Raw genomic sequence first — 26190 nt, forward strand, 5'->3', positions numbered from 1 at the left:
GTGATTTTTATTTACAGTTTAAAAACCTGATATTATTTTTTGGAAAATGCTCTGTTGTCTGGTTGAGTTGAAGAACCGGTTTGTGGAAGTATTTGCATTCCTTCTCTAAGTTTGATTAATCCCTCGGCGACAAATACTTGTCCTTCAGTAAGTCCTTCTTCAATGATAAAATCATTACCGAGAGTTTCTGAAACAAATACTTCTTTAGACTCTATTTTGTTTTCATTACCAAGAAGATAAACAAAATGTTTTCCCTGCAATTCGAAGGTTGATTTTTGCGGTAAAATAATTGCCTGATCTATGTTGGATGGCAGTTTGATTTTTCCACTAATACCACTTCGTAATAAATTGTCTGGATTTGAGAAAATTGCACGATAGCTAACACTTCCTGTTCTTGGGTTTACCATTCCGTTAATGGTCTCAATTTTCCCTTTTTGATTGTAAATTGATCCATCAGCAAGGATTAACTCAACTTCAGGTAATGCCTTAATCATATCTTTAACACTATTGCCATTCAATTGTCGGTTGAATTGTAATAATTGTTTCTCGTTTAATGAGAAGTAAGCATATACATTACTAATATTGGACACTGTAGTAAGTGGTTGAGATTCTGTACGACCAACCAAGCTACCAATTCTATAAGGTATACTTCCAACAATTCCGTCAACCGGACTCTTGATAATAGTATAGTCTAAATTTTCTTTGGCATTCATATAATCTGCTCTTGCAGCTATCAACTGAGCTTTTGCAGCATTCAAATTGCTTTCAGATGTTTCTAATTGTACCGCGCTAACGATATTTTTCTCTACCAAAGGTTTTATTTTATTCACATCAACTTGTGCTGATACCACCTGAGCTTTTGCTACTTCAACATTTGCTTCGGCGGCTTTAACTTGCTGATTTAAAGTTTTGGCAGATAATTTAAACAGAATCTGTCCTTCTTTAACCTGGCTGCCTTCATCAATATAAATTTTTCCAATAAAACCATCCACTTTAGGACGAATTTCTATGTTTTGTTCTCCTTCTATATTTGCAGCATATTCTGTGTAAATAGTAATGTTTTCCTTTTTCACTGATTGTACAGGGAATGGCATTGGCCCACGAGCCATTTGTGGTTGTGATGAATCCTTACAAGATGATAAACCAAGTAGGATAATGGCCATACTTGCTAAGATGTAATTTCTTTTCATGATTTGAATAAATGTATAAATTGTTTTTAATTAGTTCCTTTAGTTCTATATATAGCGAACTTGTTGATTGTGCAAGTCCAAATTTGTTTAGGTGTTTGTGTTATTTACCTCATATTTAATTAGTTATTGGGCATTTCGCTTTTATTTGATCACGAAGCTGTTCCAGAAGTCTTACAGTATTTGATAAGTAGTCTAAATAGGGCGTTTCTTGATTAGAGCCATATTGCTGGTCTTCTTCCTTAATAATCCCATTGGCTGTTTTTTTGTACTCTAATATCTGTCCAACCAAAAAGTGTTCTGTTTTATAATCAGCTATTTTTTCTTCAATTCTAGAAATGAATCCAACAGGTGATAAGGTATAGTACTTTTTCCGGTCACCAGGTTTTGTAAAATACACAATCATATTCGATTTGGTGAGACTCTGAAGATTAGTGGAGATCGTACTTTTGCTGGCACCTAAAAAATGAACCAAATCATCAAAAGTGGCTCCATTTTCTTTATTGATGAAAAGGGTAGCGAAAATTCTCGCTCCGATAGGGGATAACTTTTCTTGTCCCTCCATAAACAGACCAAACTTTTCCACTAAATATTTCTTTTCCTCTTCCAAATCTTTCCTGTTTTTCATTTTTCTTAAATTTTCCTGGAACAAATATACATTTAGTTCGGTTTCAACCGAACTAAAAAATGTTAAAAAAATAAAAAGAATCCTATGCAATCGATGGAAGAGCAATAATAAATTTAAATGTATCAATAATTGATATTTCGTTGGGGAAAAAATGGATTCGATTTAACGAAGTTGTTTAAAGGTGTCGAAGTAAAATAATGATAAATGCAAAGTTATTCATAGCTGACCAATGTTTTTTTTTTGTTTCAAAACGTACAGGTATCGATTTAAAAACATCTAACCGTATATTGGTTTTTTCAATCACAAACCGTTGCTTATAAAGTAATTCGTCAAAGAATGAAACGTCATTTTCCCATTGCGCTTATTTTGATCAATATTATCAATTACATCACAGATGTAACAATGTTTTCTAAATTCCTGCGCATCAAATCCTGCATCAGCATTAAGAAAAAATCCATCAATACAAAATTGCTTGATTTTAATGAATCAGTCTTATACTTAAAGTTGCTAATAAAATGTTTTACCAGTAATACTTATTGAAATGATAATTAGTCACTTCGATTCGTGTAGTACTTTCACGCACTGTGGATTGTTTCTACACTATATAAATTTGAATTTTTGTTGTTTAGATTGATTAAAAATACTTAAACTTTTGTAACATTCACATTTCCCGTCCGTTAAATGCCTTAGAAAGTTTCAACCCAGTGGATGAAATTTTTTTGGCACAGAATTCTCTAAGTGAGTTGTGAAGTTGAAAAATGTCTAATTAATTACAGATGGCAAAATTGAAAGAGAAAGGATCATATATTGGATTCCGCTTTAAGAGCTTACAAAAGAAAGCTCATTTTGATAATCCTTCCAATAAAAAGAAAGGTTTTGAATTCCTCAAAATCATTCACTTTTTTACCCCTCACGATATTTTAATGTTGAATCATCCAGAGTGATTACAGCAGTTTTATTCCACAAACTTTGGTTAATATTTGATTAATAATCTAAACGAATAGTTTGGAATGAGGTGTCTTTTTGCAAAAAATATAATAAGAAAATAAACTATCTTTAATAATAATATCAATGAGAAATAAGAGTAGAGTGATTGTAGTAATGATGATATTGACCATGTGGTTTTCGTTTGCAAGTTGTGATGATGAATTAGTTGAAGAGCAGGATTCAACCGAGGTTGTTGAACCAATAGTTGACGAGAATAATGACGGTACAACAGTTGCAGACACTACTGGTGGCACTAATACTGAGAATAGACCAATAATTGAAAATCAGACTTTTAATAAAACCTTGATTATTGATGGTCATGAAAATGATAGTTTGATAATACGCAACTGTACATTTGAAAACATGTCCGATATTGCTCTTTTAATTAAGACTGTAGATCACGTAATTATTAGGGATTGTATTTTCAGGAATCTGCAATCGCATGCGATTTTTTTACAAGCCGGACAAAGCTCCGATGACATTTTAATTGAAGGAAATGAGATTTATAATGTTTCAGGAATAGGAATATTTGCTGGGGAAGATCATATTAATACTAAGTGTTTGGGTAATATAATTAATGAAGTGGGTCTTGTTAATATAGACGGACACACTCCGCACGGTATTTATTTGTGCGGGAAAAATTTTATGATTGAAGGAAATACCATTTCTAAATGTGGTTCGGAAGATGGTAAAGGAGTAGGAATTAGTGTACGATCTTATGGAACCATTTCGAAAAATAAAATTTATGATGGAAAAGCCAGTGGCATATCTTTCTCAAGTGATCATTCTGCTTTTTATGGTACATTATTAATTGAAAACAATGTGATCTTTGATAATTTCGAAAATGCAATTAGTCTTTACATGTCAAATGAAGACTCGCCTCTTGGAAAAGTTACAGTCCGATTTAATACTTTATTATCCGGCAATAAACCTGTTATTTATGCCAATACCTGGAAAAGCATGGAAAGTGAGTTAGAATCTTTAGGAAATATACTAATTAGAACCGATGGAGATATTAATTATGTCGATGTCTCAACATCGAATCCATTTATTGAATCTCAAAATCTGGTAAGTAGCGGGGATCTTGGTTTTTCAGACTTTACAGATAGAGATTTTCATTTGATTTCAGGTTCTAAAGCGCTCAATTTTGCAGTTGGAATTCTTGATTTCCCTCGAAAGGATATGGAAGATAAAAATAGGAGCTCGTCTGATTTAGATGCTGGAGCATACGAAGCTAAATAATTAATAAACGCAAAAATAATAGGATGGAAAGGGGCTGTATCTTGATTGATACGGCTCTTTTTGTATGAAAAATATATGTTTGATAATTTCCATTATCAGGCTGATATTTGTTTTTTACAATATATGTTCTGAACTTGTATGTAATAGAATTAGAAATGATTTCTAAAAATAGTTACTTAACAGAATGGAGGAATCTGAACCATGTTTTTTGCCTCTTCTGCATTTATACCAATTAGTATCTAAATTTACTCAATCATTTCTCCCAAAGAATCTGATTATAATTGAGTTTTAGTCCCGAGAACCCGGGACGACATTATACCTCTGTGCAAATTTGTCTGTAAAATGGTATTATTCCCGGATATTAAATCATCTGCCATAACTTATTGCAGAAACTGATAATTAAAGTGTCGCTAATTTACGAATATTAAAACGAACTGATGTGAAAGAAAAAATACTTCTGATTTCGAAAGATACGCTAAGAACAGCAGCATTAGGTTGTTATGGCAGTGAATTGTGGAAAACTAAAAATATTGATGAGTTGGCGGATAAGGGAACCATTTTTCACCGGCACTACACTGCCGCTGCAACCTCAGCAATGTCATACTCTTCAATGTTCACAGGAAAATACTGTCATGAATTGGACAGAAAGGAATTTACTGAAGTTGAAGTTTTTAAAGGAGAATCATTATTTCGAATTCTGGAGAGTAAGGGATATGCATGCCATATATTTTGGGGTGAAAGTTGGTTTCAAAATGTGGTTCCATATACCAAAATATACGGAGAGAAGACGAATTTTCATAATTTGGATATTGAGCAAAAAGTTGGCTCTGAACGAATAAAGAGAATCAATGAGGAGGCTGTTATTCAGGAGACATTGAGTAAAATTGTTGATGGAGTTCTAGAAATTATTGAGACTAAAGTGTTTATCTGGGTTCATTTTCCACATGTTTTGTATGGTAAAACATGCTATGACTCAGATATTGAAGTTTTTGATGAGTTTGTTGGTGAAATGCGGAAACATTTTAGTGATGATTCCATTTACATTACTTCTGATCATGGTCATATGAATATGTCTAAAGGGGTTCCGGTATATGGATTTCATCTTTATGAAAGTGCGGTTAAAGTTCCTCTGATTACACCTAGGATTGATGGCAACAAAACAATTGAATTCCCTACCAGCCATATTCAGTTGATGGATATAATTCTTGAAGGTAAAATAATTCATAATGATCATGTATTTGTTGATACTCAATATTTTCTGCAGGAAAATAGAAAATTAGCAGTTGTTAAGGACAATTTTAAGTATATCTTCAATAAGAGGGGTAAAAAAGAAGAACTTTATGATTTGGAAGTTGATCCTGGAGAGAATGTAAATCTTCTTCAGAGGCAAGTTGAAGAAAAGGGTAGGGGAAAACTCTATTGGTTAGATGAGATCTACTATTACAAAAAATGGGATGCGGTGCATTCTGTATACAGAGACCTAAAGGCGGAGAAGGATAAAGTTTGGAGAGAAGGCAGTTTTATTGATGAATTGCTGTATAAAATTAATTTTAAACGAAAATATCTAATTAATAAATTCAGGAATAAAAGATATTTGATAAAGCGGAAAGGAATTTTAGATTCAAATCCATTTGTAATCAATTACAAAAGATGAGAAAACGGTATAAACACTATGTTTACAGAGTATTTGTTTAATTTTTCTTATGGAATGATAAGGGTGTTTTATGGAAGGAAAACAATATTCTGTAAAAGAATTCATTTAAATCGACAGATTTAACAATTTTTTCATTGATTATTATTCAAAATGGTTTGAACTTGTATTACTTGCGAACAGAAAACAAATAAGATACATGAACTGCGAAGATCGAAATTAAGTAATTGTTTGCTTTCTAATTTTATTAAGAAATAAAATATTAGCCCAATTTTGTTTCAGTGAATTTCAGCTCACAAAGCAAAGCTTTGGAGAAAGAAACAATTCAATCCCATTCTTTATTTCGTGGGATTGAGGAAACGAAGTATTGTCCAAATCTTTTCTTTATTAGGGTTTTATTGCCTTAATAAACCTCTCTCTATTCCTCCTCCCTCCTTTAAATTTAATTTAACATATTGCATCATTCTGCAATTTTGATGTTGTAGTCGTATACTTGAAACTTTGTAAAAAAAAATCATATGGGTAGAGAGATTGTGATGGTTGATCTGATCGGGCAATACACCAGATTAAAAGATGAAATTGATTCAGCAATAAATAGAGTTTTACTATCAGGTAAATTTATAAATGGCCCGGATGTAAGCTGTTTTTCTGAGGAATTTGCTCAATGGATGGGCGTAAAGCATGTTATTCCATGCGCGAATGGCACCGATGCTTTGCAATTGGCAATTATGGCTCTGCAATTGCAGCCAGGAGCTGAAGTTATTGTTCCATCATTTACTTATGTTGCAACCGTAGAAGTAATTTCATTACTTGGATTGAAGCCTGTATTTGCGGATGTAGATCCTAACACATTTAACTTGGATGTTAATGATGTACAGAAGAAAATTACAGAAAAAACTAAATTAATTATTCCTGCACATCTCTTTGGTCAATGCGCAGATATGGAAAAAGTAACCCATATTGCAGAAAAATATAATTTAAAGATTGTTGAAGATGCAGCACAGGCTGTTGGAGCTGTTTACCATTATTCTGATGGAAGGTCAGCTAAGGCTGGAACTATAGGTGATTTTGGAACAACATCTTTTTTTCCATCAAAAAATCTGGGATGCTTTGGTGATGGAGGAGCGTTATTTACAAACAGTGACGAATTAGCAGCCAGAGCCGGAATGATGGCTAATCATGGTCAAAGAATAAAATACCACCACGATGTTATTGGTTGCAATTCAAGATTGGATAGTATTCAAGCGGCCATTCTGCGAATTAAACTTCGTTGTCTGGACGAATTTACTGAAAAAAGAAGACATGCAGCAGCCTATTACTATAGTCAATTGAGATCTGTTCGGGGTATTTCAGCTCCTTTTTGTTCAAATTTTTCAACGCATGTTTACAATCAGTTTACTCTTAAAATTGACTTAAGTGATCGATTTCATATTAGGTATATAAGAGATAAACTGCAAAATGAACTGAAAAAAAGACGAATTCCTTCAATGATTTATTATCCAATTCCTCTTCATCTGCAAAAAGCATATTGTAGCCCGGATTATCCAATTGGCTGCTTACCTGTGTCGGAACGATTAAGTGAAACAGTTTTGTCAATTCCAATACATACGGAAATAAAAGTGGATGAATTGAAATTTATCACTGATTCCATTAAAACAATTATGAATAATATCCTGATAAATGTTCCTGTTTCAAACAATAAACTTAAATGGAAAAAAGCTATTTTGCCCACGAATCTGCTGTAATTGATGAAGACTGTAGAATTGGGCAAGGAACAAAAATCTGGCATTTTAGCCATGTAATGAGTGGATGCACAATTGGTCCAAATTGTAATCTCGGACAAAATGTATTGGTAGCTAAGGGGGTTATTTTGGGAGAAAATGTAAAAGTGCAAAACAATGTATCCATATACACCGGAGTAATTTGTGAAGACGATGTGTTTTTGGGACCTTCTATGGTTTTTACTAATGTAATTAACCCACGGTCGGCCGTTATCAGAAAGAAAGATTACAAAGAAACGATTATCCGAAAAGGAGCTAGTATCGGAGCCAATGCAACAATTATCTGTGGTACTGAAATTGGTAAATATGCTTTTGTAGGAGCAGGTGCGGTGGTAACAAAATCTGTTAAAGATTATGCTTTAGTTGTAGGAAACCCATCTAAACAAATTGGTTGGGTAAGTGAATATGGACATAGGTTGAATTTTGATAAAAATGGGTTCGCAACTTGCTGGGAAAGTGGTCAGGAATATCTTATTAAAGATGAAATGGTGTGGAGGAATGAGTGAGTATATTGGAATAGGATCTAAATTTATTCAATCATGAGAGAGATTAAATGATTGAATTATAGATGTTAATCAACATTATGCTTCTGTGCAGATTTGTTTGTAAAATGGTGTTATAGGTGATGATGAAAAGGAGAAAAATTCGGTTTGGAATTGTTGGGATGGGGCACATTGGGAAGCGGCATCTGGAGATGATCAGATGTAATAATGATGCTGAAATAGTTGCTTGCTGTGATCTGTTGCCATTGGAAGAATTGGAACTTTATATTCCAGGCATTCCTTTCTATAGGAATTATGATGAGATGTTGATAAATCATACAGAGATGGATGTTGTTAATGTGTGTGTGCCAAATGGTTTGCATGCCAATATGTCTATAAATGCTCTTAATATGGGATATCATGTGGTCTGCGAAAAACCAATGGCATTAAGTAAATCTGAAGCTGAGCGGATGTTGTACAAGTCTCTCGAGGTGTCGCGGCATATTTTTGTTGTAAAACAAAACCGATATTCCCCACCGGCAATATGGCTGAAAGAGATTATGAATCAGGAGTGTTTAGGTCAGATTTATATGGTTCAATTGAGCTGCTTTTGGAACCGGGATGAACAATATTATCAACCAAATTCCTGGAGAGGACGGCAAAAAGAGGATGGTGGAACATTATTTACACAATTTTCACACTTTATTGACATCGTGTATTGGCTGTTTGGAGACATTAAGAATGTGAAAGGAATATTTAAGGATTTTAAACACGCTAAGCTCACGGATTTTGAGGACTCGGGTGTTGTGAGTTTCGAATTTGTAAATGGAGGAATCGGATGCTTAAATTATTCAACTGCAGTCTATAAAAGAAATTTGGAAAGTTCTATAATCATTATAGGTGAAAAGGGGACAATTAAAGTTGCTGGTCAGTATATGAATGAGGTTGTTTATTGTGACATAGAAAATTACGTTATGCCGGAACTAAAACCATCTAATCCTCCAATAGATTATGGAGCTTATAAAGGATCTGCTCAAAATCATCATTATGTGATTGCAAATGTGGTTGATAAGATTCAAAATAATGGAGTTATAGCCACCAATGCATTGGAAGGTTTGAAAGTTGTTGATATTATTGAACGAATTTATCAGTTAAGAGATTTGACTGAAATAAAACAAAAAAAGGAATGGGTAAGGAATTATAAATTAAATGGAGTAAATCAGAAAGATATTTAGAAACTGTTTGAAATTTATCTTTTAACTTTTTTTTGATAAAAATTTCCCAAAAAAAATTAAGCAGCTTCTTAGTTAAACCGATACAAATCACCACAAGAAATGTGTGATATTCCTGATGTTTTATGTGTAAATAAAGTAATGGTTGAAACGTTCAGGAGTTAATAATTATTAACTCACACACGAGCCTGATAAGTTCTCCTGATTTATCAGGACAGGCTTTCCGACAACTAAAAAACAAATTATACTCAGATGAAAAATGTGAAAATTGCCGTTATCGGACTTGGGTATGTTGGTTTGCCTTTAGCAGTGGAATTTGGTAAAATATATCCAACGCTAGGATTTGATATCAACGAAAAAAGGGTGCTTGACTTGAAATTGGGTTTGGATTGGAGAAAAGATATGGGGACTGATAATTTCAAATCATCCGTTCATTTGCAATTCACCAGCGATCCCGATCAGTTGAGAGGATATAATGTGTATATCGTTGCGGTACCAACACCAATAAATAAAAATAATCATCCGGATTTAACACCTCTTTTTGATGCTTCTAAATACATTGGGAAGGTACTTAAAAGAAACGATGTTGTAATTTATGAATCTACAGTATATCCAGGTGCAACCGAAGAAGATTGTGTTCCTGTGTTGGAGGAATACAGCGGTTTAATCTATAATAAAGATTTTTATTGCGGTTATTCTCCGGAAAGAATTAATCCAGGGGACAAAGTACACACTCTTACAACAATTTGTAAGATTACTTCCGGGTCGACACCAAAAATGGCTGATTTTATTGATCGGCTTTACAAATCGATTATTACAGCCGGAACCTATAAGGCATCATCAATTAAAGTAGCTGAAGCGGCAAAGGTTATTGAAAATTCACAACGCGATATAAATATTGCATTTGTAAACGAGCTGGCAGTAATCTTTAACAAACTAGGGATTGATACCAATGAAGTTTTAGAAGCCGCTTCCACCAAATGGAATTTTTTACCATTTAAACCAGGTTTAGTTGGCGGGCATTGTATTGGTGTTGATCCATACTATTTAGCTCACAAGGCTTTGGAAGTTGGGTATAATCCTCAGATTTTACTGGCAGGAAGAAGATTAAATGATGATATGGGTTTGTTCATTGCATTTAATGTTATCAAGGAAATGGTTAAGAAAGGTTTCCGTATTCCCGGATCAAATGTTTTGGTGATGGGAATAACCTTTAAGGAAAATTGCCCGGATATCAGAAATTCGAAAGTGATAGGTTTAATTAAGGAACTTAAGGAGTTCGGCTGTAATGTTGAGGTTTATGATCCTTGGGCCAATCCTATTGAGGTTAGGGAAAGATATAATTTGAAAATAATACCTTACCTGAATGGGAATAAGTACGATGCTATTGTTGCAGCGGTTGCTCACGATGAAATTCGGAAGGTTGATATAAAGAACCTGAAAAATGGCCACGATTCTGTAGTTTATGATGTTAAAGCGATCTATCCACGTCATCTTGTCGACGGGCGGTTATAAAAACAATCATAAGCGAAAGTGTGATGACTGTTTTATTCTTCTCAATAAAATAATTGTATTGATTTTGAACTGGAAATTTGTCAATTTGATGGGATGTATACAAGAATCTTAAAGGGAGGAGCCATACTTTTATCATCAAATATAGTAGCCTCATTTTTGGGATTTCTGGTTCTTGCAGTTGTTGCTAAAAATTTAAGTATTGATGAATTTGGAGTTATTGGTATTATTCAGTCTTACACGCTGACCGTTGCAGCATTATTAAATTTTCAAACCTGGCAAACAATAATTAAATACTATCCAAGAATAAAGGATGATAAAGATCTTATTCAATCTTTATTAAAATTTTCTTTTCGGCTCGATTTAATTACGGTAATTATAGCTTTTGTTTTTGGAATTATATTTCTGGAAATTATCTACCGCACAATTAATTTACCGGAGATGTATAAGTATTGTGCCCAAATTCATTTGCTGAGTATTTTAACAAAACTTAACGGAACAGCAACAGGTTATCTTCGTGTTCATGACAAGTACAATTTGTTTTTTAAATCACAGTTCGTTGCCGGATTTGTTAAATTAATCCTTGTATTGATTGTTTTTTGGCTCGATCTTGGTTTTGTTTATATTATAATTGCCTTTGCATTTGGAGAAATTGTTTACGATTTTACATTAAATCTATTTTTTTACAAGGTTTTAAAATCCGACTCTTTAACTGGATTTTTAAGAAAAAGCACTAAGCTAATTAAAAATAAATACAAGGATATTTTCGAATTTTCATTCTATTCCAATTTAATTTCATCTTTCGATACGATTATATTTCAGGCTGATATGATGATTGTTTCAGGTTTTTTTGGTGTAAGTTATGCTGGTTGTTTTAAAATGATTAAAGTTATTACTGGATTAATCAATAGAATGGCTGGTCCGGTTTCAATTACAATTTCACCAATAATCAGCGAATTAATTGCTGAAAATAATTTCAAAGAACTTAGGTCTAAATTGCTAAAATCCTTCTTATTCCTAACTCTTTTTTTTAGTGCAGGTTATATAATTTTTATTGCTTTAGATGAATTTATGGTTCGAATAGTATTTAGTGAAGAGTACTTGAAATATATTTACTATTTGGATTTTGCCATTTTTAATCTCTTTGTGGGATTAATATTTATGGGTATTCATCCTGCAGCCAATTTTTTGGGGTACCACAGACAAATACTCTATATTATTATCGTTTTGTCCCTAATTTATTTGCTGCTGATTTTTCTGTTTTACGAAAGTGCCGGATTCGAAATTATTTTTATTGCCCAGTTAGTACAAATATCTTTAGTAGTAATATCAAAACTGTATCTCACCAATAAAAAACTTCATCTTATTGCTTTTCAAAAACCAAGTGTAATGCATTTTTAATCAATCAACTAATAAAGTTTGTTTTTAGGAGTTTTTGTTGTTATGAAAAAAATAGTTCATGTAATATTTTCGCTGAGAGTTGCCGGGGCAGAGAATGTTTGTATTACCATTTGTAACCATTTAAACAAGCAAAAATATAAGGTGTATGTTATCACAATTTTCGATGCAGTCCCGTTGGCTGAAAAGCTAAAGAACAATAGTGTAACGGTGATTTCTCTTGGGGTACCTTTGCAATCGAGATTCTGGCTTTTTTCCCCCAAAGTGTTTGTAAAATTTAGAAGAATACTTAAAGAGATCGCACCGGATACAATACATTCTCATTTTTGGGGAGTTGGAACATGGATTCTGTCCGTTATTAAAGACCTGCCTGTAAAAAATAGAATTGCTACTATTCACACTTCGGGAGGGCATTACAAATCATCCTATTGGTTTTCCCGTATTGACAGGAATGTAGAGATGTTAACATACAAATTATTGAATTTTAAATTGGTTTGTGTTAGTGAAGAAGTTCGAAAAACAATGGAGGAAGAATTGAAACTTTCGAATTCCTCTGTCATTTTAAATGGCATTGATATTGATTATTTTATACCTGTTAACGGCAATGCAGAAAAGAGTACAAATTATCCGGTATTAATTCATGTTGGCCGGTTTTTACCTGCAAAAAACCACTGGGATATTATTCGTTCATTGCCTTTACTAAAAAAGAAATTTCCGAATTTTAGAATGTGTTTTCTGGGTGTTGGAGTTAAGGAGCAATTAGAGGAGTATTGCAAAGAAAATCATTTGATAGATAATGTACACTTTCATGGTGTGCAGGATAATGTTTTGAAATATTTGCATCAAGCGGATATCGGAATTTTCCCATCTTCTTATGAAGGTCTTGGATTGGCTTTACTAGAAATGATGAGTTGTGAATTACCTGTTATAATTTCAGATATACCCGTTTTTAGAGAAATTACCAAAAATGGTACTTGTGCAAAAATTGTAGGTTTGCATCAAATTGAAGAGCTGTCAAATTGTATCGTCGAATTGGCTGGCGATAAAAAACAGATGAGGGATTTAGGTAAAACCGGTAGAAAGATTGTTATGGAGAAATTCTCTCATAAACAAATGATTTCGTCTTATGAAGCTATGTATGATATGATATACTAGTTCATATTTTAAGTTGTTCTTGTATAGATATTAGATGACAAAGAAGAAGTTGCTCCTTATTTCACCAAGTCAGTTTGGATATCTTACTGATTATTATTTCTACTGCAGATACTTGAAAGATGAGTACGTAATTACATTTTTGTGTTTTGATGAAGGTTTAAAGAAAATAAGCATATCAGGTGTTACGGTTAAATATTTACCTGTTGATGGCAACCGGATTTTACGATATATACGGTGGTTGAAATTTATATTCGGAGAATTTAGACAACAGCATTACGACATTATTTTCTTGTATAGTTTTAAGTTCTGCTCTCTGCTTAAAATATTTTCAGGAAGGAGATTATTGGTTTTAGATATAAGAACCGGATCAGTTAAAGAAAACTATTTAGTTAATACAATTCAGAATTGGCGGCTTCGTTTTGAAAGTTATTTCTTCAACCATATCACAATTATTTCCAAAGGTCTTATTAATCATCTGAAAATCAGTTCTTCAAAATGTCACTGGTTGCCGTTAGGAGCTGAGGTTTTGAAAGATAGCAATTGTGGATATAATAAACTTAAGTTGTTGTATGTAGGAACTTTAAATCACCGGAGATTACAGGAAACAGTGATTGGGTTTTCAATGTTTTATAAGGAATATGGTGATGAGATTGAATGCTCCTACAACATTTTTGGTTTTGGATCTGAAAAAGAAGAACGTTTGCTTCAGGATGCAATTAAAGAGTTAAACCTTTCTAAAATTGTACATTTCCATGGGAGGAAAAACTTAACTGAAATTCTTGATTATTATAGAGAATCCAATATTGGAGTCTGTTACATTCCTATTACTCCATATTTTGATTTTCAGCCTCCAACTAAAACTTTTGAGTACATTCTTGCAGGCATGGTTTGCATAGGTACTGCCACTGTCGAGAATTCCAATTTAATAAACGAGGAAAATGGGATTCTTTGCCACGACACTTCTGAGTCATTCTATGAAGCACTTCAGGAATATCATCAAAAAAGACATCTCTTCAAATATGATTCTGTTGTAAGTTCTTTGGAGGATTACCGTTGGGACAAAATCGTAAATGGAAACTTTAAACCGTATCTAAACAGGTTGATGGACAATGCTTAAATTAGCGTTTCATAATCTTTACTGGACTTTGATTTTTATGACTGGAATCTTTCAGTTGTTGGGAATCAATTCCGGTATCTATAAAATAGGAATACCTTTTGTTAGCGGAGTCTTATTTATTTACACATTTGTGTCTAAAGGCAATCAGATAAAATACCCTTTTGTATGGTGGTTTGTTGGATTTACAGGACTAGCGGTAATCAGTTCATTTGTGAATAAAATTGATACCTTTTCCTTACTCTACTTTTTGGTATATACTAGCTTGTCCTATTTGTATTTTATTGTTTTGATCAATGAAAACAGCATTTTGGTAATTTCAAAGGTTATTTCCTTTATCAAACTGCTTATTGCAATTCAAATTCCCGCAGTAATTATAAAATTCTTTTTGATAGGGCAATCCGAACATGGAGGAATTGGAACCTTATCTATAAATGCTGGAAGTGTGTCTGCAATTTTCCCTCTATTTGTCATTACAATCTTATTTAGCCTGTATCTCTTCGAAAACAAGAGAAAATATCTGATATATATTATCTGCTTTAGCATTCTTGGAGTAATTGGAAGCAAACGGGCAATTCTCATTTTTATTCCATTAGTCCTGATAATTTGTGGTTTTCTATTTGTTAAGTTAGAGAGAAGGGTTTATTCCGGAAAATTTTTAAGTAAGGTACTGGTGGCCTGTTTAATGGGAGCCGGTATATTTTACTTTACAGCAAAAACCAATAAAACCTTAAATCCTGAACAAAGTAATTGGGGCAGTTTTGATTTGAATTACATTGCAAATTATGTGAATAATTATACCAGTTCCGGAGGTAGTGATAAATCTGAGATGAGAAGAAAAGATGGTTTGATCCATTTCATCAATTATACATTAGAGGCAGATTCACATAAAATGCTGTTTGGAGATGGAGCTGGTAAGCTGATTGAGTCGAAATACAATCCCCGGGAAGGATCAATGGAGAATGAATATGGAGTGAGGTATGGAGGAAGAATGGCATTAATATGGTTGCTTCTGCAAGTTGGTATCCTTGGCACCATAGTGTTTTTGCTATTTTATTTGCGGCTATTTTCTCTGATTTTAAGAAAATACAGAAGCAATCCTGTCGATTTGTCTTTTTTGGTTCTAACCATTGTCTTTTTTATTGATACAGTGAGTTATTCGAATGTGTTTCTTCGTTATGAATATTTAAAGGGCTTATACTTTGTTTTGCTTGCTTTAATTTTACTTGATCATAAATACGCCACTACTTATTTTACTGATATGGTTTCACTGTAATAAGAGGAATCATTTTCTGAAATGATAAATATGTTCTGAATGAAAGTTTTAATGATAAGTTCGCTGCCAGTAAATCTTAATTCAATTCAAGGCGGGGTTGATGCTGTGGTTGTGAATTTGCTAAAGGGTTTTGAGTCTTTCCCAGAGGTAAATCTGCTAGTTCTTTCATTGGGGAAGTCGGATTGCAAAAAAACAGTAAAATATGCCGGCAATATCACAATTGAATATTTATTCAGAAAAAATCAATTTGGAGGAAAATTATTCAATAGTTTTTTTCAAATGAGGAAGGATGTCCATAACCATATCCGGGAGTTTAATCCTGATATAGTGCACATTCAAGGGGCTTCTCCAATGATGTTTTGTTTATTGGGTTTAAATAAGAAAAATCTGGTAATCACACAACATGGAATAATGGCGGAGGAAATTAATTACCAAAAAAATAAAACAGACAAGTTAAAATTTTGGTTTAAAATGATTGTTGAACGTTATTATTATCCAAAGTTTAAGAATTATATATTCATCTCCAGTTACAATCGAAAGTTTTTAGAGCAGTTGAAAGAAAATCAGAACTATTATGGGAAATTAATTTTTAATCCTGTAAATCCAATTTTTTTTGATTTGAAAACCCATTCAAAATTTGGAAAGCGGATCTTATATGTTGGCGTCATCAATCAACGAAAAAACCTCCTATGCTTACTAAAAGCGATTCTTAGATTAAAAAATAAGACCGGGGGAATTAAATTGGATGTGATCGGCGGGTTTAAAGATGAATTTTATAAGAACTTGATATATAGTTTTATTAAAGACCATAACCTGGAGAATGAAGTAAACTTTTTGGGGTGGAAAAGTCAAAGTGAGTTGTTGGACTTGTATAAGAAGGCTGACCTTTTTGTTTTGCCCTCGCTTCAGGAATCGTTGCCGGTTAGTATTGCCGAAGCAATGGCTGCCGGCAGACCCGTAATTGCGGCGGATGTTGGCGGTGTTGCTGAAATGATTACCGCCAATAAATCAGGTTTTGTTTTTAAGGCAGATAATTCGCAGGAGTTGGAAGAATGCCTGTTAAAATTTTGTAATGAGGATGGACTCTATTCAGGGTTCTCTGAAAATGCAAGAGAAGAGGCAATGAGAAAGTTTCACCCTGATAAGGTAGTTAATCAAACAATTGAATTTTATAAAATGATTCTCGAAAATTAGGCTTGTTTGCAGTATCTGTGTTTCATGAAAAAAGTTGATAAATTCAAAATTGGTGTTATCGGATTAAAAGGGCTTCCAGCTTATGGAGGAGCGGCAGCGGTAGGAGAGAATATTATTGCTCAGCTGGCTAATGATTTTGATTTTACAATCTATTCAGTTAGTTCCCATACCAATTTGAAATCAGGATGTTATCAAAAAAGTTTTCAAATTGTAATTCGTAAGTTGCCGTTCGGAAGCATTAATTCACTTTTATATTACGTTCGGTCTGCCTTGGATGCACTTTTGTTTCGAAAATATGATTTGATTCATTTACATCATCGCGATGCCAGTTTTGTGATTCCTCTTCTCAAATTACGCTATCCTGTAGTAGTAACAACGCATGGAATGGTTCTAACATCCAAATGGATGCGATACAAACTTTTTTTTGATTTTGAAGATCGGCACTTTCTTAAGTACGCCAATTTCATTACTACTGTTTCATTAAAAGATCAAAGAAAAGTTGAGAAACTGATACCCTCTGAAAAGGTGAAATACATTCCAAACGGGATAAATTCTGAAATTGAAATTACAGCAAAAAAGGAAGAGTATATCTCCTTTGCAGCAGGAAGAATGTTACCTGATAAAGGCTGCCACACATTTCTGGAGGCAATGGATTTACTCGAAAAAAGAGAAAGCGCTGTAATTATGGGCGATTTAAAGCAAAATTTAGATTACGAAAAAAGGTTACTGCAATTGCAGCAAAAAGTAGGCAACATTCTTTTTACTGGATTAATTAAGGAGAAAAAAAAGCTGTTTAAAATCATATACAGCAGTAAGTTTTTTGTGTTTTCTTCTGAGAATGAGTCCATGTCGATGATGTTATTGGAAGTTGCGGCTCTTAAGGTTCCAATAATTTGTTCTGATATTCCAGAGAACAGAGATGTTTTTAACGATGAGGAAGTTCTGTTTTTTAAGGTGAAAGATGCAGTGGATCTTTCAGAGAAAATTAAGTATGCATCGTATCATCCTGATGAAATGAAGATTTTTGCCCTAAAAGCGTATGATCGATTGCAAAAGAGTTATTTATGGAAGAATATTGCGGAAGAATACAAAACCATATTCAAGAAATTTATTTAAATGACATTCAACACAACGGTACAGGAGTCTTTTGGTAAGGTAGCGGAAGATCTTGAAATCATCACTGATTCTTCAATGATCGATAGAAAATCCTGGAGCGATTTTGTTCGAAATAACTTGCATGGGAATGTGTTTCAAACGCCGCAAATGTATGATGTATTTGAGCAAACAGAAGGCTTTACTCCAATTTTGATTGCTGCACGTAAGAATGGAAAAATAAGCGGGGTTCTGTTAGCAGTAATCCAAAAGGAAATAAAAGGAGTTCCGGGAATTTTAGCCAATCGTGCAATTATTAGAGGGGCTCCATTAATTGATAATGAAGATGAGGAGGTGCTGAATCAGATATTGACAAAATTCAATGAAAAGATTCAAACTAAAGCTCTGATAACTCAAATTCGGAATTGGGCAGATACATCGAATTACAAATCGGTTTTCCTGCAATGTGGTTACAGGTATCAAGATCATCTGAATATACTTTTGGATCTGGAACAATCAGAAGAAGTTATTTGGAAAAATATTAACAGGGAAAAACGAAAGAGTATAAATAAAGCTTACCGCGAGGGCGTGAGAGTTGAATTGGAAAGTCCTCATGCAGATTTAACTGCCACATATTTTATTCTGCAGGAGTTATACAAGAGAATTCAATTGCCATATCCAGACATCGACTTCTTTAAAAAATGGCAGAGGAATTTTGATGTAGAACCAAGATTTTTAGTGTTTGCTGCTAAATGGGAAAAAGAAACAATAGCTTTTCGTTATGTATTGGCCTATAAAAATGTGCTTTATATTTCTTATGCAGGAGCTCTTAACAAGTACTATCCAAAATGCGCCAACGACCTAATTAATTGGGAAGTAATGTTGTGGGGAAAAGAAAATGGCTATACTGTTTATGATTTTGCCGGAGCTGGTAGTCCTCATGTCCCTTATGGCGTGCGGGTAAATAAAATGAAATTTGGAGGACAGACCTGTAATATAGGGAGGTATGAAAAAATTAACCGTCCAATACTATTTTTCATTGCGAAGTTTGGGTTCTATTTATGGAAAAAAATATCATTCAAGTAGGTAATAGCTCCTTCATTTTAAGCCCTGTGGACTAAAACCGCTTCTTTGCAGAAAAGAAGTTCAATTAAGAATCTGATTTAATGGATTGTAATATTAAAATATTTTGCAGCTAGACTTTACATTTGATACTTATAAGAAATTACTGAAAGGATTTATAGATAATAATTATCATTTTCAGACTTTCTCAGCATATCTCAGGAACCCCAAAGATAGAGTGGTTATTTTGAGGCATGATGTGGATAGATTGCCTGCTAATTCACTTGAATTTGCACGCATTCAGTCCGATATTGGGATTTCCGGGAGTTATTATTTTAGATCTCGGAAGACGGGTTGGGATGAGGAAGAAATAAAGCAAATTAATAATTTAGGACACGAAATTGGCTATCATTATGAGAATTTGTCAAGGGTTGTCAAAAAGCTTAAATCGAACCATGATACTAATCAAATACTTAATTTTGGGCTGAAAGATTTCGAAACGCAATTAACTAGTCTACGTCAATTGGTTCCAGTAGAAACAATTTGTATGCACGGTGCTCCCACTTCTAGATATGATAATAAAAATTTGTGGGGAAAGTACAAATATTCCGATTTTAAAATTATTGGAGAGCCTTATTTTGATCTTGATTTCAGTACTGTTTTTTACCTAACAGATACCGGCAGACGCTGGGATGGTTTTAATTTTAGCATAAGAGATAAAATTAACGGACAACAGAAGTATTGGCAAGAAAAAGGCATGGTATTTAAAAGCTCGTTTGATCTTATCGATGCATTAAACCAAAATGTATTGCCACCTAAAATAATGATTACATTTCATCCGCAGCGTTGGAATCATTTAAATATTGATTGGTGCAAAGAGTTAATTTTCCAAAATATTAAAAATCCTATAAAGTGGGCACTAATTAATTTAAGACAGAAAAAAGTCTTAATTCCATAATTGTTTTATTCGCAAGAGTTCGTTTATACTTTGTAATAACCTGATTTTCAGAGTGATTTGTTTAATGAGTATTTTCTTGTAAAGATTTGAAAATAAACACATTGTAAATCAATCTAATATTTAGCGATCTATTGTTTTTGTGATATAAACTTTTTTAAAAGCAGTAAAGATATTTTTGATATCTATTGTTGCGTATCAATATTTTATGTTATGAAGAAAGGATCTGATGCTATTCGTAGGTTGGAAAGTACAGCACAAAGGATCGAATCGGCGCAGAAACAGTCCGGTTTTGTCATTTCACCCAGCTATTTCATTGATCTTTCCCAGAAATTAGGTCAGAAAGGGTTTGAATTTATAAGCAGATATTTTTGTCGTTTTAATTCCAGACATGTTCTAATAAGTTCACAAGATATCAGCAAATTGGCAGGAATAAATTTTCAGTTGTTGGTGAGTATAGAACCTATCAATAATCTAATTAGCATTAATGAGTTTTTTGGAGCCGCTAATTGTAAACTTGAAAAGGGAGGCATTTTTATTTGTCGCCTTAAGCCACAGGAAAAGGTGGAAAGAAGAATACTTACCCGTTATCCATTTCCATTAAATAAACTGGTTTATACCGCCTACTTTGTTTTCCGCAGGGTGTTTCCCAAACTCAGCATTACCCGTAATTTCTATCTGTCTCTAACAAAAGGTAAAAATCGATCATTAAGAGAACTTGAAGTAATTGGCCGGCTATATGCCAGTGGCTACGAATTAGTAAATAAATATAGTGCTGGAGAATATGTTTATTTGGTAGCTGAAAAACTAAAAGCGCCTTTTTTTGATAAATATTCTTCTTATGGTTTGCTGTTTAAAATGAAACGGATTGGTAAAGATGGAAAGGAAATTTTGGTTTACAAATTGAGAACCATGGTTCCTTTTTCAGAATATTTACAAGAGGCCTTTATAAATAAAAACCGATTGGCAAAAGGAGGGAAAATCAATAATGACAGCCGAATAACACCTGTTGGAAGAATTCTCAGAAAATATTGGATTGACGAAATTCCCAACATTTTTAACCTGCTAAAAGGTGAGATGAAATTGGTTGGAGTGCGTCCGATTAGTAAGTCATATTTTAATTTATACACACCCGAATTACAAAAGTTGAGACTAAAAGTAAAACCTGGAATTATACCACCTTTCTATGCGGATCTTCCTGAAACTCTTGAAGGAATTGAAAAGTCAGAAAAAAAATATATTGAATCCTATTTAAAAAATCCCATACAAACTGATATAAAATATTTTATAGCTTCCTTCAAAAATATTATTTTCAAAAAAATACGAAGCTATTAGATTGATATCTTTTTTCCTGATTATTTAGTTTTTGAGACTTCCTCACCATTCAATAGTTCGTTAAGGTTTTGTTATTGCTTTATTTTCAGAGTGATTTACTTAACGGGTGTTTTGATGTAAAGATTTTAAAAATAAGCACATTGTAAATCAATCTAATAGTAGAGTTTGCTATTCGGCGATCTATTGTTTATTGAAGTTCTTTTTATATTCTACTTAATGAATTTTTTACCCTAAAGAATATGATCCAATGACAAGTTCAAATGAATTTCTGAAAAATTTGGTGAACGAAGAAAAACAACAAATCAAAGCCTTTCAATACAAATTAGTATCCAAATGGTATTGGTTTCTAGTATTCGGAATTCTTGGTTTAGGAGGCGGTTTAATGTATACTTTTTATTCACCACCTAAGTATCAGGCTAAGTGCACGATATTGGTTCAGAATGAATCCAATGCTTTAAGAGGGAAGGAATTCTTTGATGATGATGGTAGTTTGAGAGGAATAAACGTTCAGGATCATATTGGTGTTTTAAAGTCTTCCTCGTTATCAAAACAGGTTTTAATTAATTTAAACTGGAATGTTTCATGGTATCAAAAAATGTCATTCTTTAATCAGGATTTGTACGGTTTGGCGCCTTTTTTCGTGTACAAAACTGATAGGCGCGAAAATCCGAATGATTTCCCTCTGTTCGTTAAAATGATTTCGGAAGAAGAATATATGGTCAGGTCTGATAATACAATTTTGGAAAGTTCCGAAATATCATATTTTGAAGCAAAGGGTAAATTTGGAGTTCCTTTCGAAAACGAGCATTTCAGTTTTGTATTGGAAAAAAACAACGATGTTATTGTACCTTTAGAGGCAGAGTTCTTTTTTGTTTTTAATAACATGGAAAATCTTAGTGTACAGTATGCTGATAATCTAAATGTAACGCTGGAGGATTTAAAAGGGAATTTAATAGCATTGGAACTGAAAGGAATAGCAGCACAGAGGATCGTCGACTTTTTAAATGAACTAAGTGAAGAATATATTGAATTTTGTTTATCAGAAAAGAATAAAATATCTAAAAATACAATTCGGTTTATTGATATGCAGCTGGAAGGGGTGGTGGATTCGTTAGAACAAACCGGCCATTTATTCAGTGATTTTCAATCTAAAAATCAGAGTTCAGATCTTGAAAGAGAGGCCGATTTGGCAATGGCTGATTTAAAAAGGTTGGAAGAGGAGTACGCCCTGTCAGAAAGAAAGTTAAATTACATTAGGAATTTAAATCAATACATAAATAACAGCTTTCAATTTTCAAAAGTTGAACATCATCTTCAGCAGGATTTTGGCAATGAATTAGTAGATAATTCAATTGTGTCACCTTCAGTAGTTGATATTACGGATCCGGGTTTGAACAATTTGGTTTTGAAGTTAGGAGAACTATATGGTAAGAAAGAGATATTATCATATAGTGTAAAGCAAAATGAACCCAATATGTTGGTGCTGGAGAAGGAGATCAGGCATACAAAACAAAGTTTGAAAGAAAATCTGCAAAATTTATTAGTAAACACAGAAAATGATTTAAGCAGTATAGCCCGACAGATGAGTGGTGTAAAAAGTAAATTGGTTCGATTACCCAAAATGGAGCAAAAATTCATTAATTTCAAAAGAAGATACGATCTGAATAATGATTTGTATACTTTTCTTTTAAAAAAGAGGGCTGAAGCAGAAATCACCATAGCTTCCAATGTTCCCAATTCTCAAATTTTGGATCGGGCAAGTTTAATGTCAACCAACCAAGTAGAACCGAAAACCATTTTAAATCTAATTATTGGATTCTTAATTGGAATTTCAATGCCATTTATTTTTATAAAAACAAGGGATTATTTTAACAATACCATAGGTAGCATTTACGAACTGGAAAGGGAGACTTCTCTTCCGGTTTTAGGGGTGATTTCCCACAATAGGCATCGTAAAGATTTTTTGGTTTGCAACCGTCCGCGTTCGGGAATAACAGAATCGTTTCGAAGCCTTAGAACTGATTTGGAAAATCTGCTTGCAGGAAATAAACAAAAGGTCATATCAGTGCAATCTGTTATGCCTGGAGAAGGAAAATCATTTGTAAGTTTAAATTTAGCTGCCATTTTGGCAATGAATAATGAAAAGGTTTTACTGGTTGAGGCAGATATGAGAAAACCTGGATTAAACAGGGTGTTTGGCAGTATTCGATCGAATGGAATGAGCAGTTATTTAAAGGGTGAGGATGCTTTTGATGATATTATTTTCCAGACAAAATTTGAAAATCTAAGTTTCATTCCCGCCGGGCCGGTACCTTTAAATCCAGCAGAACTTCTGGCTAACGGTAAATTTAAAGGATTTATGGAAAAAGCAAGAATTCATTATAATTATATCATATTGGATAGTGCACCGGTTTCTGTTGTTACAGATGGTTTGTTGTCAGGCAAATATGCAGATCTTAATTTGTTTGTACTTCGTCATCATTTTAGTCGGAAGGAACATGTAAATTACATCAATAAATTAGTGGATAAAGGGTCGGTGAAAAATGTTACGATTCTTTTAAATGATTTTAGAGTTAATGGTGTAGATGTAAAAGATTTTGGTTATCGAAGCGGGTATTATAAAGATAATTATCTTCCGAAGGGAAAGATCTAAATATTAACAAAAACTATTTTTTAAGAGACCTGTGATTACAGGTCTTTTTTGTGATATGATCCGATAGCAATCTGCTTTTTCCAGGAATTAATCTGTCTTTTTTCTCCACTTATCATATTTTTTTGTAAAAAGGCTTTTTAAATTACGCGATATTCTGAACTGTATTTGATATTTTATTTGTCAGCCATTTTTTTCATACACTGAATAGAATTAATGCTGGTCAGAGCTTTGTATTTTGATAAATCCAGCAGTTTTTTGTAATTTATAGAGAACAATATATTTCTTGCCTCTTCGAATGTTGTTAAGTGTTTATTCATAAAAAATCCGCCTCACCCTAATCATTTAATTGGTAGTAATTCAGAAAGTAATTGGTAATGGAGGAGAGTATTAAACTTGTTATTTGGGATCTTGATGAAACTTTTTGGAAAGGAACCCTTTCTGAAGAGGATGTGAGTAGTATCCCGGAAAATATCAATTTGGTCAGATGGTTAACCAATAGAGGAATAATGAACAGCATTGTCTCCAAAAATAATTTTGCCGAAGCTAAATTAAAACTTCAGGAAATTGGGATTTGGGACTATTTTATATTCCCGGTTATCACTTGGGAAGCCAAAGGAAAACTAGTGCAGCAAGTGATAGAAAAATGTCAGTTAAGATCAGTTAATGTCTTGTTTTTGGACGATAATCACATGAATTTGGAGGAAGTGAAATTTTATAATAAAGGAATCTGCGCGAAATTACCATCTTTTATATGTGAAATGAAAAATCACCCGGCTTTTACGGGGAAAGACGATTCTTCTCATAGCAGATTGAAGCATTATAAAATTTTGGAACGTAAGGATGCTGATAAAATCGAGATTAACAGCAATGAGGAGTTTCTAAAAGCATCTGGTATTCGCATCCAATATATAGATGATTTAACCGATCATACCGAAAGGCTTCTTGAGATTTTAAATAGAACCAATCAATTAAATTACACAAAAAAAAGATTGGACCACAAAGAGGTCAAAAGCTTAATCGAAAATCATAAACTTGAGAAAAGATTAATAAAAGTAATCGATAAATATGGTGATTATGGATTTGTAGGATTTTATGCTGTCGATCAGTTAAAGAATGAATTGGAGCACTTTGTGTTTTCATGCCGAATAATCAATTTGGGTATTGAGCAGTTCGTTTATTCTTCATTGAATTTTCCTAAAATTAATATTGTTCCTGATGTGGCCATTCCTCTAAATTTATCCAAACCCGATTGGATTTCTGTGATTGATAAAGCCCGAATAAGTACCCACATCTCTGAAGTTAAGAATGATACATCGAAATGCAAAATATTGTTTAAAGGCGAGTGCGACTTATTTCAGATGCTTTATTATCTTCAGGATTATGATTGCGATGTAATAAGAGAATCGAATTATAACGGAAATAATAATTTTATCATAAATAGGGAACATACTCAAATGCTGATTGACAGCAGAGAAATGTCGAAAGAACAAGTTAACTATTTGGTGAAAAAACTGCCGTTTATTGATTGCAAGTCTTATCGTTCCAGTGTTTTTACCGATACATACAACGTTTTTGTTTATAGCCTGATAATGGATTTTACGCAAGAGATGTATGAACACAAAAAATTGGATTTAAAAATTCCGTTTGGAGGAAATAACATTAATATCACAAATCAGAACACTTGGGATAAATTTATTAAAAACTGCAGGGAAAGAAATCATTTAGGGATAAGTAAGGAATTCCTTCAATTCTTTTCTGAGAATTTTGTGCATAGAGGTAAAATATCAATTAACGATTTTAGAAGAAACCTTTCAAATATTCGCGCTGGAATTCCATTACATATTCCAATTATTTTCATGAATGGATCAGAAGTTGAATTTTCGGCAGAATGGGAAAGTTATGATACAGATCGGAGCCGGATAATGAATCTTGCTTTGGATCAATTTATAGAACAAACTCCCAATTGTTACCTTCTTGATATACGAAAGTTTGTATACTCGCCGGATCATGTAACCTATGGAATGAATCGTTATAAAAGGAGATGCTACAAAGAAATTGCCAATGATTTAATTGGAATATTGCAAAGTCTCGATACAATTCAAATTACAAAGAAATGGATTTCTCTTACGCCGGTTATTGACTTGGTAAAGCCATTATACCGTTGGCTAAGAAGACGTTTTTTAAGGGTAAAACGTTTTCTAAAATTTAAATAAGCTTGATTTGCTTTCTAATGAGTAATGAAGAAGAAACAGGA

Annotated in this window: 20 protein-coding genes; 18 read left to right on the forward strand and 2 right to left on the reverse strand. The window is 33.2% G+C overall.

What is annotated here, in order from left to right; all coding sequences use genetic code 11:
* Positions 1-32: 32 nt before the first annotated feature.
* Complete coding sequence (locus tag ACHZAX_RS08700; protein WP_320018814.1) at positions 33-1190, reverse strand: efflux RND transporter periplasmic adaptor subunit; 1158 nt, start codon at positions 1188-1190, stop codon at positions 33-35.
* 115 nt (positions 1191-1305) lie between these two features.
* Positions 1306-1815: a GbsR/MarR family transcriptional regulator gene (locus ACHZAX_RS08705; protein WP_320018815.1), complete on the reverse strand. Its 510-nt coding sequence runs from the start codon at positions 1813-1815 to the stop codon at positions 1306-1308.
* A 776-nt stretch (positions 1816-2591) separates the two neighbouring features.
* Here ACHZAX_RS08705 and ACHZAX_RS08710 point away from each other — a divergent pair.
* The 18 genes from ACHZAX_RS08710 (at position 2592) to ACHZAX_RS08795 (ending at position 26149) form a co-directional block, all read left to right on the forward strand.
* Positions 2592-2759 (forward strand): hypothetical protein, encoded by a 168-nt coding sequence (locus ACHZAX_RS08710; RefSeq protein WP_320018816.1) that lies wholly within the window; start codon positions 2592-2594, stop codon positions 2757-2759.
* 127 nt (positions 2760-2886) lie between these two features.
* A complete protein-coding gene (locus ACHZAX_RS08715) occupies positions 2887-4044 on the forward strand; it encodes a right-handed parallel beta-helix repeat-containing protein (RefSeq protein ID WP_320018817.1) in 1158 nt (385 codons plus the stop codon).
* 439 nt (positions 4045-4483) lie between these two features.
* The gene (locus tag ACHZAX_RS08720) at positions 4484-5698 is read left to right on the forward strand and encodes a sulfatase-like hydrolase/transferase (protein WP_320018818.1); all 1215 of its coding nucleotides are present in this window, start codon (positions 4484-4486) and stop codon (positions 5696-5698) included.
* Between the two features lie 515 nt (positions 5699-6213).
* On the forward strand, positions 6214-7440 hold the full coding sequence (locus ACHZAX_RS08725) for a DegT/DnrJ/EryC1/StrS family aminotransferase (RefSeq protein WP_320018819.1): 1227 nt from the start codon (positions 6214-6216) through the stop codon (positions 7438-7440).
* Positions 7404-7982 (forward strand): acyltransferase, encoded by a 579-nt coding sequence (locus ACHZAX_RS08730; protein WP_320018820.1) that lies wholly within the window; start codon positions 7404-7406, stop codon positions 7980-7982. Before ACHZAX_RS08725 ends, ACHZAX_RS08730 begins: the two co-directional genes overlap by 37 nt.
* Before the next feature lie 119 nt (positions 7983-8101).
* Entirely contained in the window at positions 8102-9193 is a 1092-nt protein-coding gene (locus ACHZAX_RS08735; RefSeq protein WP_245870328.1) for a Gfo/Idh/MocA family protein, read from the forward strand.
* 249 nt (positions 9194-9442) lie between these two features.
* Positions 9443-10705 carry a nucleotide sugar dehydrogenase gene (locus tag ACHZAX_RS08740; RefSeq protein ID WP_320018821.1) on the forward strand — a complete coding sequence of 421 codons (1263 nt, stop codon included), beginning with the start codon at positions 9443-9445 and terminating at the stop codon, positions 10703-10705.
* A 93-nt stretch (positions 10706-10798) separates the two neighbouring features.
* Positions 10799-12103: a lipopolysaccharide biosynthesis protein gene (locus ACHZAX_RS08745; protein WP_320018822.1), complete on the forward strand. Its 1305-nt coding sequence runs from the start codon at positions 10799-10801 to the stop codon at positions 12101-12103.
* A 42-nt stretch (positions 12104-12145) separates the two neighbouring features.
* A complete protein-coding gene (locus ACHZAX_RS08750) occupies positions 12146-13255 on the forward strand; it encodes a glycosyltransferase family 4 protein (protein ID WP_320018823.1) in 1110 nt (369 codons plus the stop codon).
* A gap of 34 nt (positions 13256-13289) precedes the next feature.
* Entirely contained in the window at positions 13290-14372 is a 1083-nt protein-coding gene (locus ACHZAX_RS08755; RefSeq protein ID WP_320018824.1) for a glycosyltransferase, read from the forward strand.
* Positions 14365-15645, forward strand: a complete 1281-nt coding sequence (locus ACHZAX_RS08760) for a hypothetical protein (protein WP_320018825.1) — start codon at positions 14365-14367, stop codon at positions 15643-15645. The genes ACHZAX_RS08755 and ACHZAX_RS08760 overlap by 8 nt, the downstream gene beginning before the upstream one ends.
* A gap of 39 nt (positions 15646-15684) precedes the next feature.
* Complete coding sequence (locus ACHZAX_RS08765) at positions 15685-16839, forward strand: glycosyltransferase family 4 protein (protein WP_320018826.1); 1155 nt, start codon at positions 15685-15687, stop codon at positions 16837-16839.
* 24 nt (positions 16840-16863) lie between these two features.
* Positions 16864-17955, forward strand: a complete 1092-nt coding sequence (locus ACHZAX_RS08770) for a glycosyltransferase family 4 protein (protein WP_320018827.1) — start codon at positions 16864-16866, stop codon at positions 17953-17955.
* Positions 17956-19017 carry a lipid II:glycine glycyltransferase FemX gene (locus ACHZAX_RS08775; RefSeq protein ID WP_320018828.1) on the forward strand — a complete coding sequence of 354 codons (1062 nt, stop codon included), beginning with the start codon at positions 17956-17958 and terminating at the stop codon, positions 19015-19017.
* 103 nt (positions 19018-19120) lie between these two features.
* Positions 19121-19951 carry a hypothetical protein gene (locus tag ACHZAX_RS08780; protein ID WP_320018829.1) on the forward strand — a complete coding sequence of 277 codons (831 nt, stop codon included), beginning with the start codon at positions 19121-19123 and terminating at the stop codon, positions 19949-19951.
* A 210-nt stretch (positions 19952-20161) separates the two neighbouring features.
* Positions 20162-21283 carry a sugar transferase gene (locus ACHZAX_RS08785; protein ID WP_320018830.1) on the forward strand — a complete coding sequence of 374 codons (1122 nt, stop codon included), beginning with the start codon at positions 20162-20164 and terminating at the stop codon, positions 21281-21283.
* 247 nt (positions 21284-21530) lie between these two features.
* Positions 21531-23936, forward strand: a complete 2406-nt coding sequence (locus ACHZAX_RS08790; RefSeq protein WP_320018831.1) for a GumC family protein — start codon at positions 21531-21533, stop codon at positions 23934-23936.
* 374 nt (positions 23937-24310) lie between these two features.
* A complete protein-coding gene (locus tag ACHZAX_RS08795) occupies positions 24311-26149 on the forward strand; it encodes a hypothetical protein (protein ID WP_320018832.1) in 1839 nt (612 codons plus the stop codon).
* The last annotated feature ends 41 nt before the right edge of the window (positions 26150-26190 follow it).

Origin of the sequence: Labilibaculum manganireducens, assembly GCF_963665805.2 — a bacterium.
GTDB classification, from domain to species: Bacteria; Bacteroidota; Bacteroidia; order Bacteroidales; family Marinifilaceae; genus Labilibaculum; species Labilibaculum manganireducens.

What these genes read in the sequence shown, in the direction of transcription:
- ACHZAX_RS08730 (WP_320018820.1), top strand. Translation starts at nt 7,404, where the DNA reads ATGGAAAAAAGCTATTTTGCCCACGAATCTGCTGTAATTGATGAAGAC.
- ACHZAX_RS08715 (WP_320018817.1), top strand. Translation starts at nt 2,887, where the DNA reads ATGAGAAATAAGAGTAGAGTGATTGTAGTAATGATGATATTGACCATG.
- ACHZAX_RS08705 (WP_320018815.1), bottom strand. Translation starts at nt 1,815, where the DNA reads ATGAAAAACAGGAAAGATTTGGAAGAGGAAAAGAAATATTTAGTGGAA.
- ACHZAX_RS08700 (WP_320018814.1), bottom strand. Translation starts at nt 1,190, where the DNA reads ATGAAAAGAAATTACATCTTAGCAAGTATGGCCATTATCCTACTTGGT.
- ACHZAX_RS08755 (WP_320018824.1), top strand. Translation starts at nt 13,290, where the DNA reads ATGACAAAGAAGAAGTTGCTCCTTATTTCACCAAGTCAGTTTGGATAT.
- ACHZAX_RS08750 (WP_320018823.1), top strand. Translation starts at nt 12,146, where the DNA reads ATGAAAAAAATAGTTCATGTAATATTTTCGCTGAGAGTTGCCGGGGCA.
- ACHZAX_RS08775 (WP_320018828.1), top strand. Translation starts at nt 17,956, where the DNA reads ATGACATTCAACACAACGGTACAGGAGTCTTTTGGTAAGGTAGCGGAA.
- ACHZAX_RS08725 (WP_320018819.1), top strand. Translation starts at nt 6,214, where the DNA reads ATGGGTAGAGAGATTGTGATGGTTGATCTGATCGGGCAATACACCAGA.
- ACHZAX_RS08760 (WP_320018825.1), top strand. Translation starts at nt 14,365, where the DNA reads ATGCTTAAATTAGCGTTTCATAATCTTTACTGGACTTTGATTTTTATG.
- ACHZAX_RS08765 (WP_320018826.1), top strand. Translation starts at nt 15,685, where the DNA reads ATGAAAGTTTTAATGATAAGTTCGCTGCCAGTAAATCTTAATTCAATT.
- ACHZAX_RS08745 (WP_320018822.1), top strand. Translation starts at nt 10,799, where the DNA reads ATGTATACAAGAATCTTAAAGGGAGGAGCCATACTTTTATCATCAAAT.
- ACHZAX_RS08710 (WP_320018816.1), top strand. Translation starts at nt 2,592, where the DNA reads ATGGCAAAATTGAAAGAGAAAGGATCATATATTGGATTCCGCTTTAAG.
- ACHZAX_RS08740 (WP_320018821.1), top strand. Translation starts at nt 9,443, where the DNA reads ATGAAAAATGTGAAAATTGCCGTTATCGGACTTGGGTATGTTGGTTTG.
- ACHZAX_RS08735 (WP_245870328.1), top strand. Translation starts at nt 8,102, where the DNA reads ATGATGAAAAGGAGAAAAATTCGGTTTGGAATTGTTGGGATGGGGCAC.
- ACHZAX_RS08770 (WP_320018827.1), top strand. Translation starts at nt 16,864, where the DNA reads ATGAAAAAAGTTGATAAATTCAAAATTGGTGTTATCGGATTAAAAGGG.
- ACHZAX_RS08790 (WP_320018831.1), top strand. Translation starts at nt 21,531, where the DNA reads ATGACAAGTTCAAATGAATTTCTGAAAAATTTGGTGAACGAAGAAAAA.
- ACHZAX_RS08795 (WP_320018832.1), top strand. Translation starts at nt 24,311, where the DNA reads ATGGAGGAGAGTATTAAACTTGTTATTTGGGATCTTGATGAAACTTTT.
- ACHZAX_RS08785 (WP_320018830.1), top strand. Translation starts at nt 20,162, where the DNA reads ATGAAGAAAGGATCTGATGCTATTCGTAGGTTGGAAAGTACAGCACAA.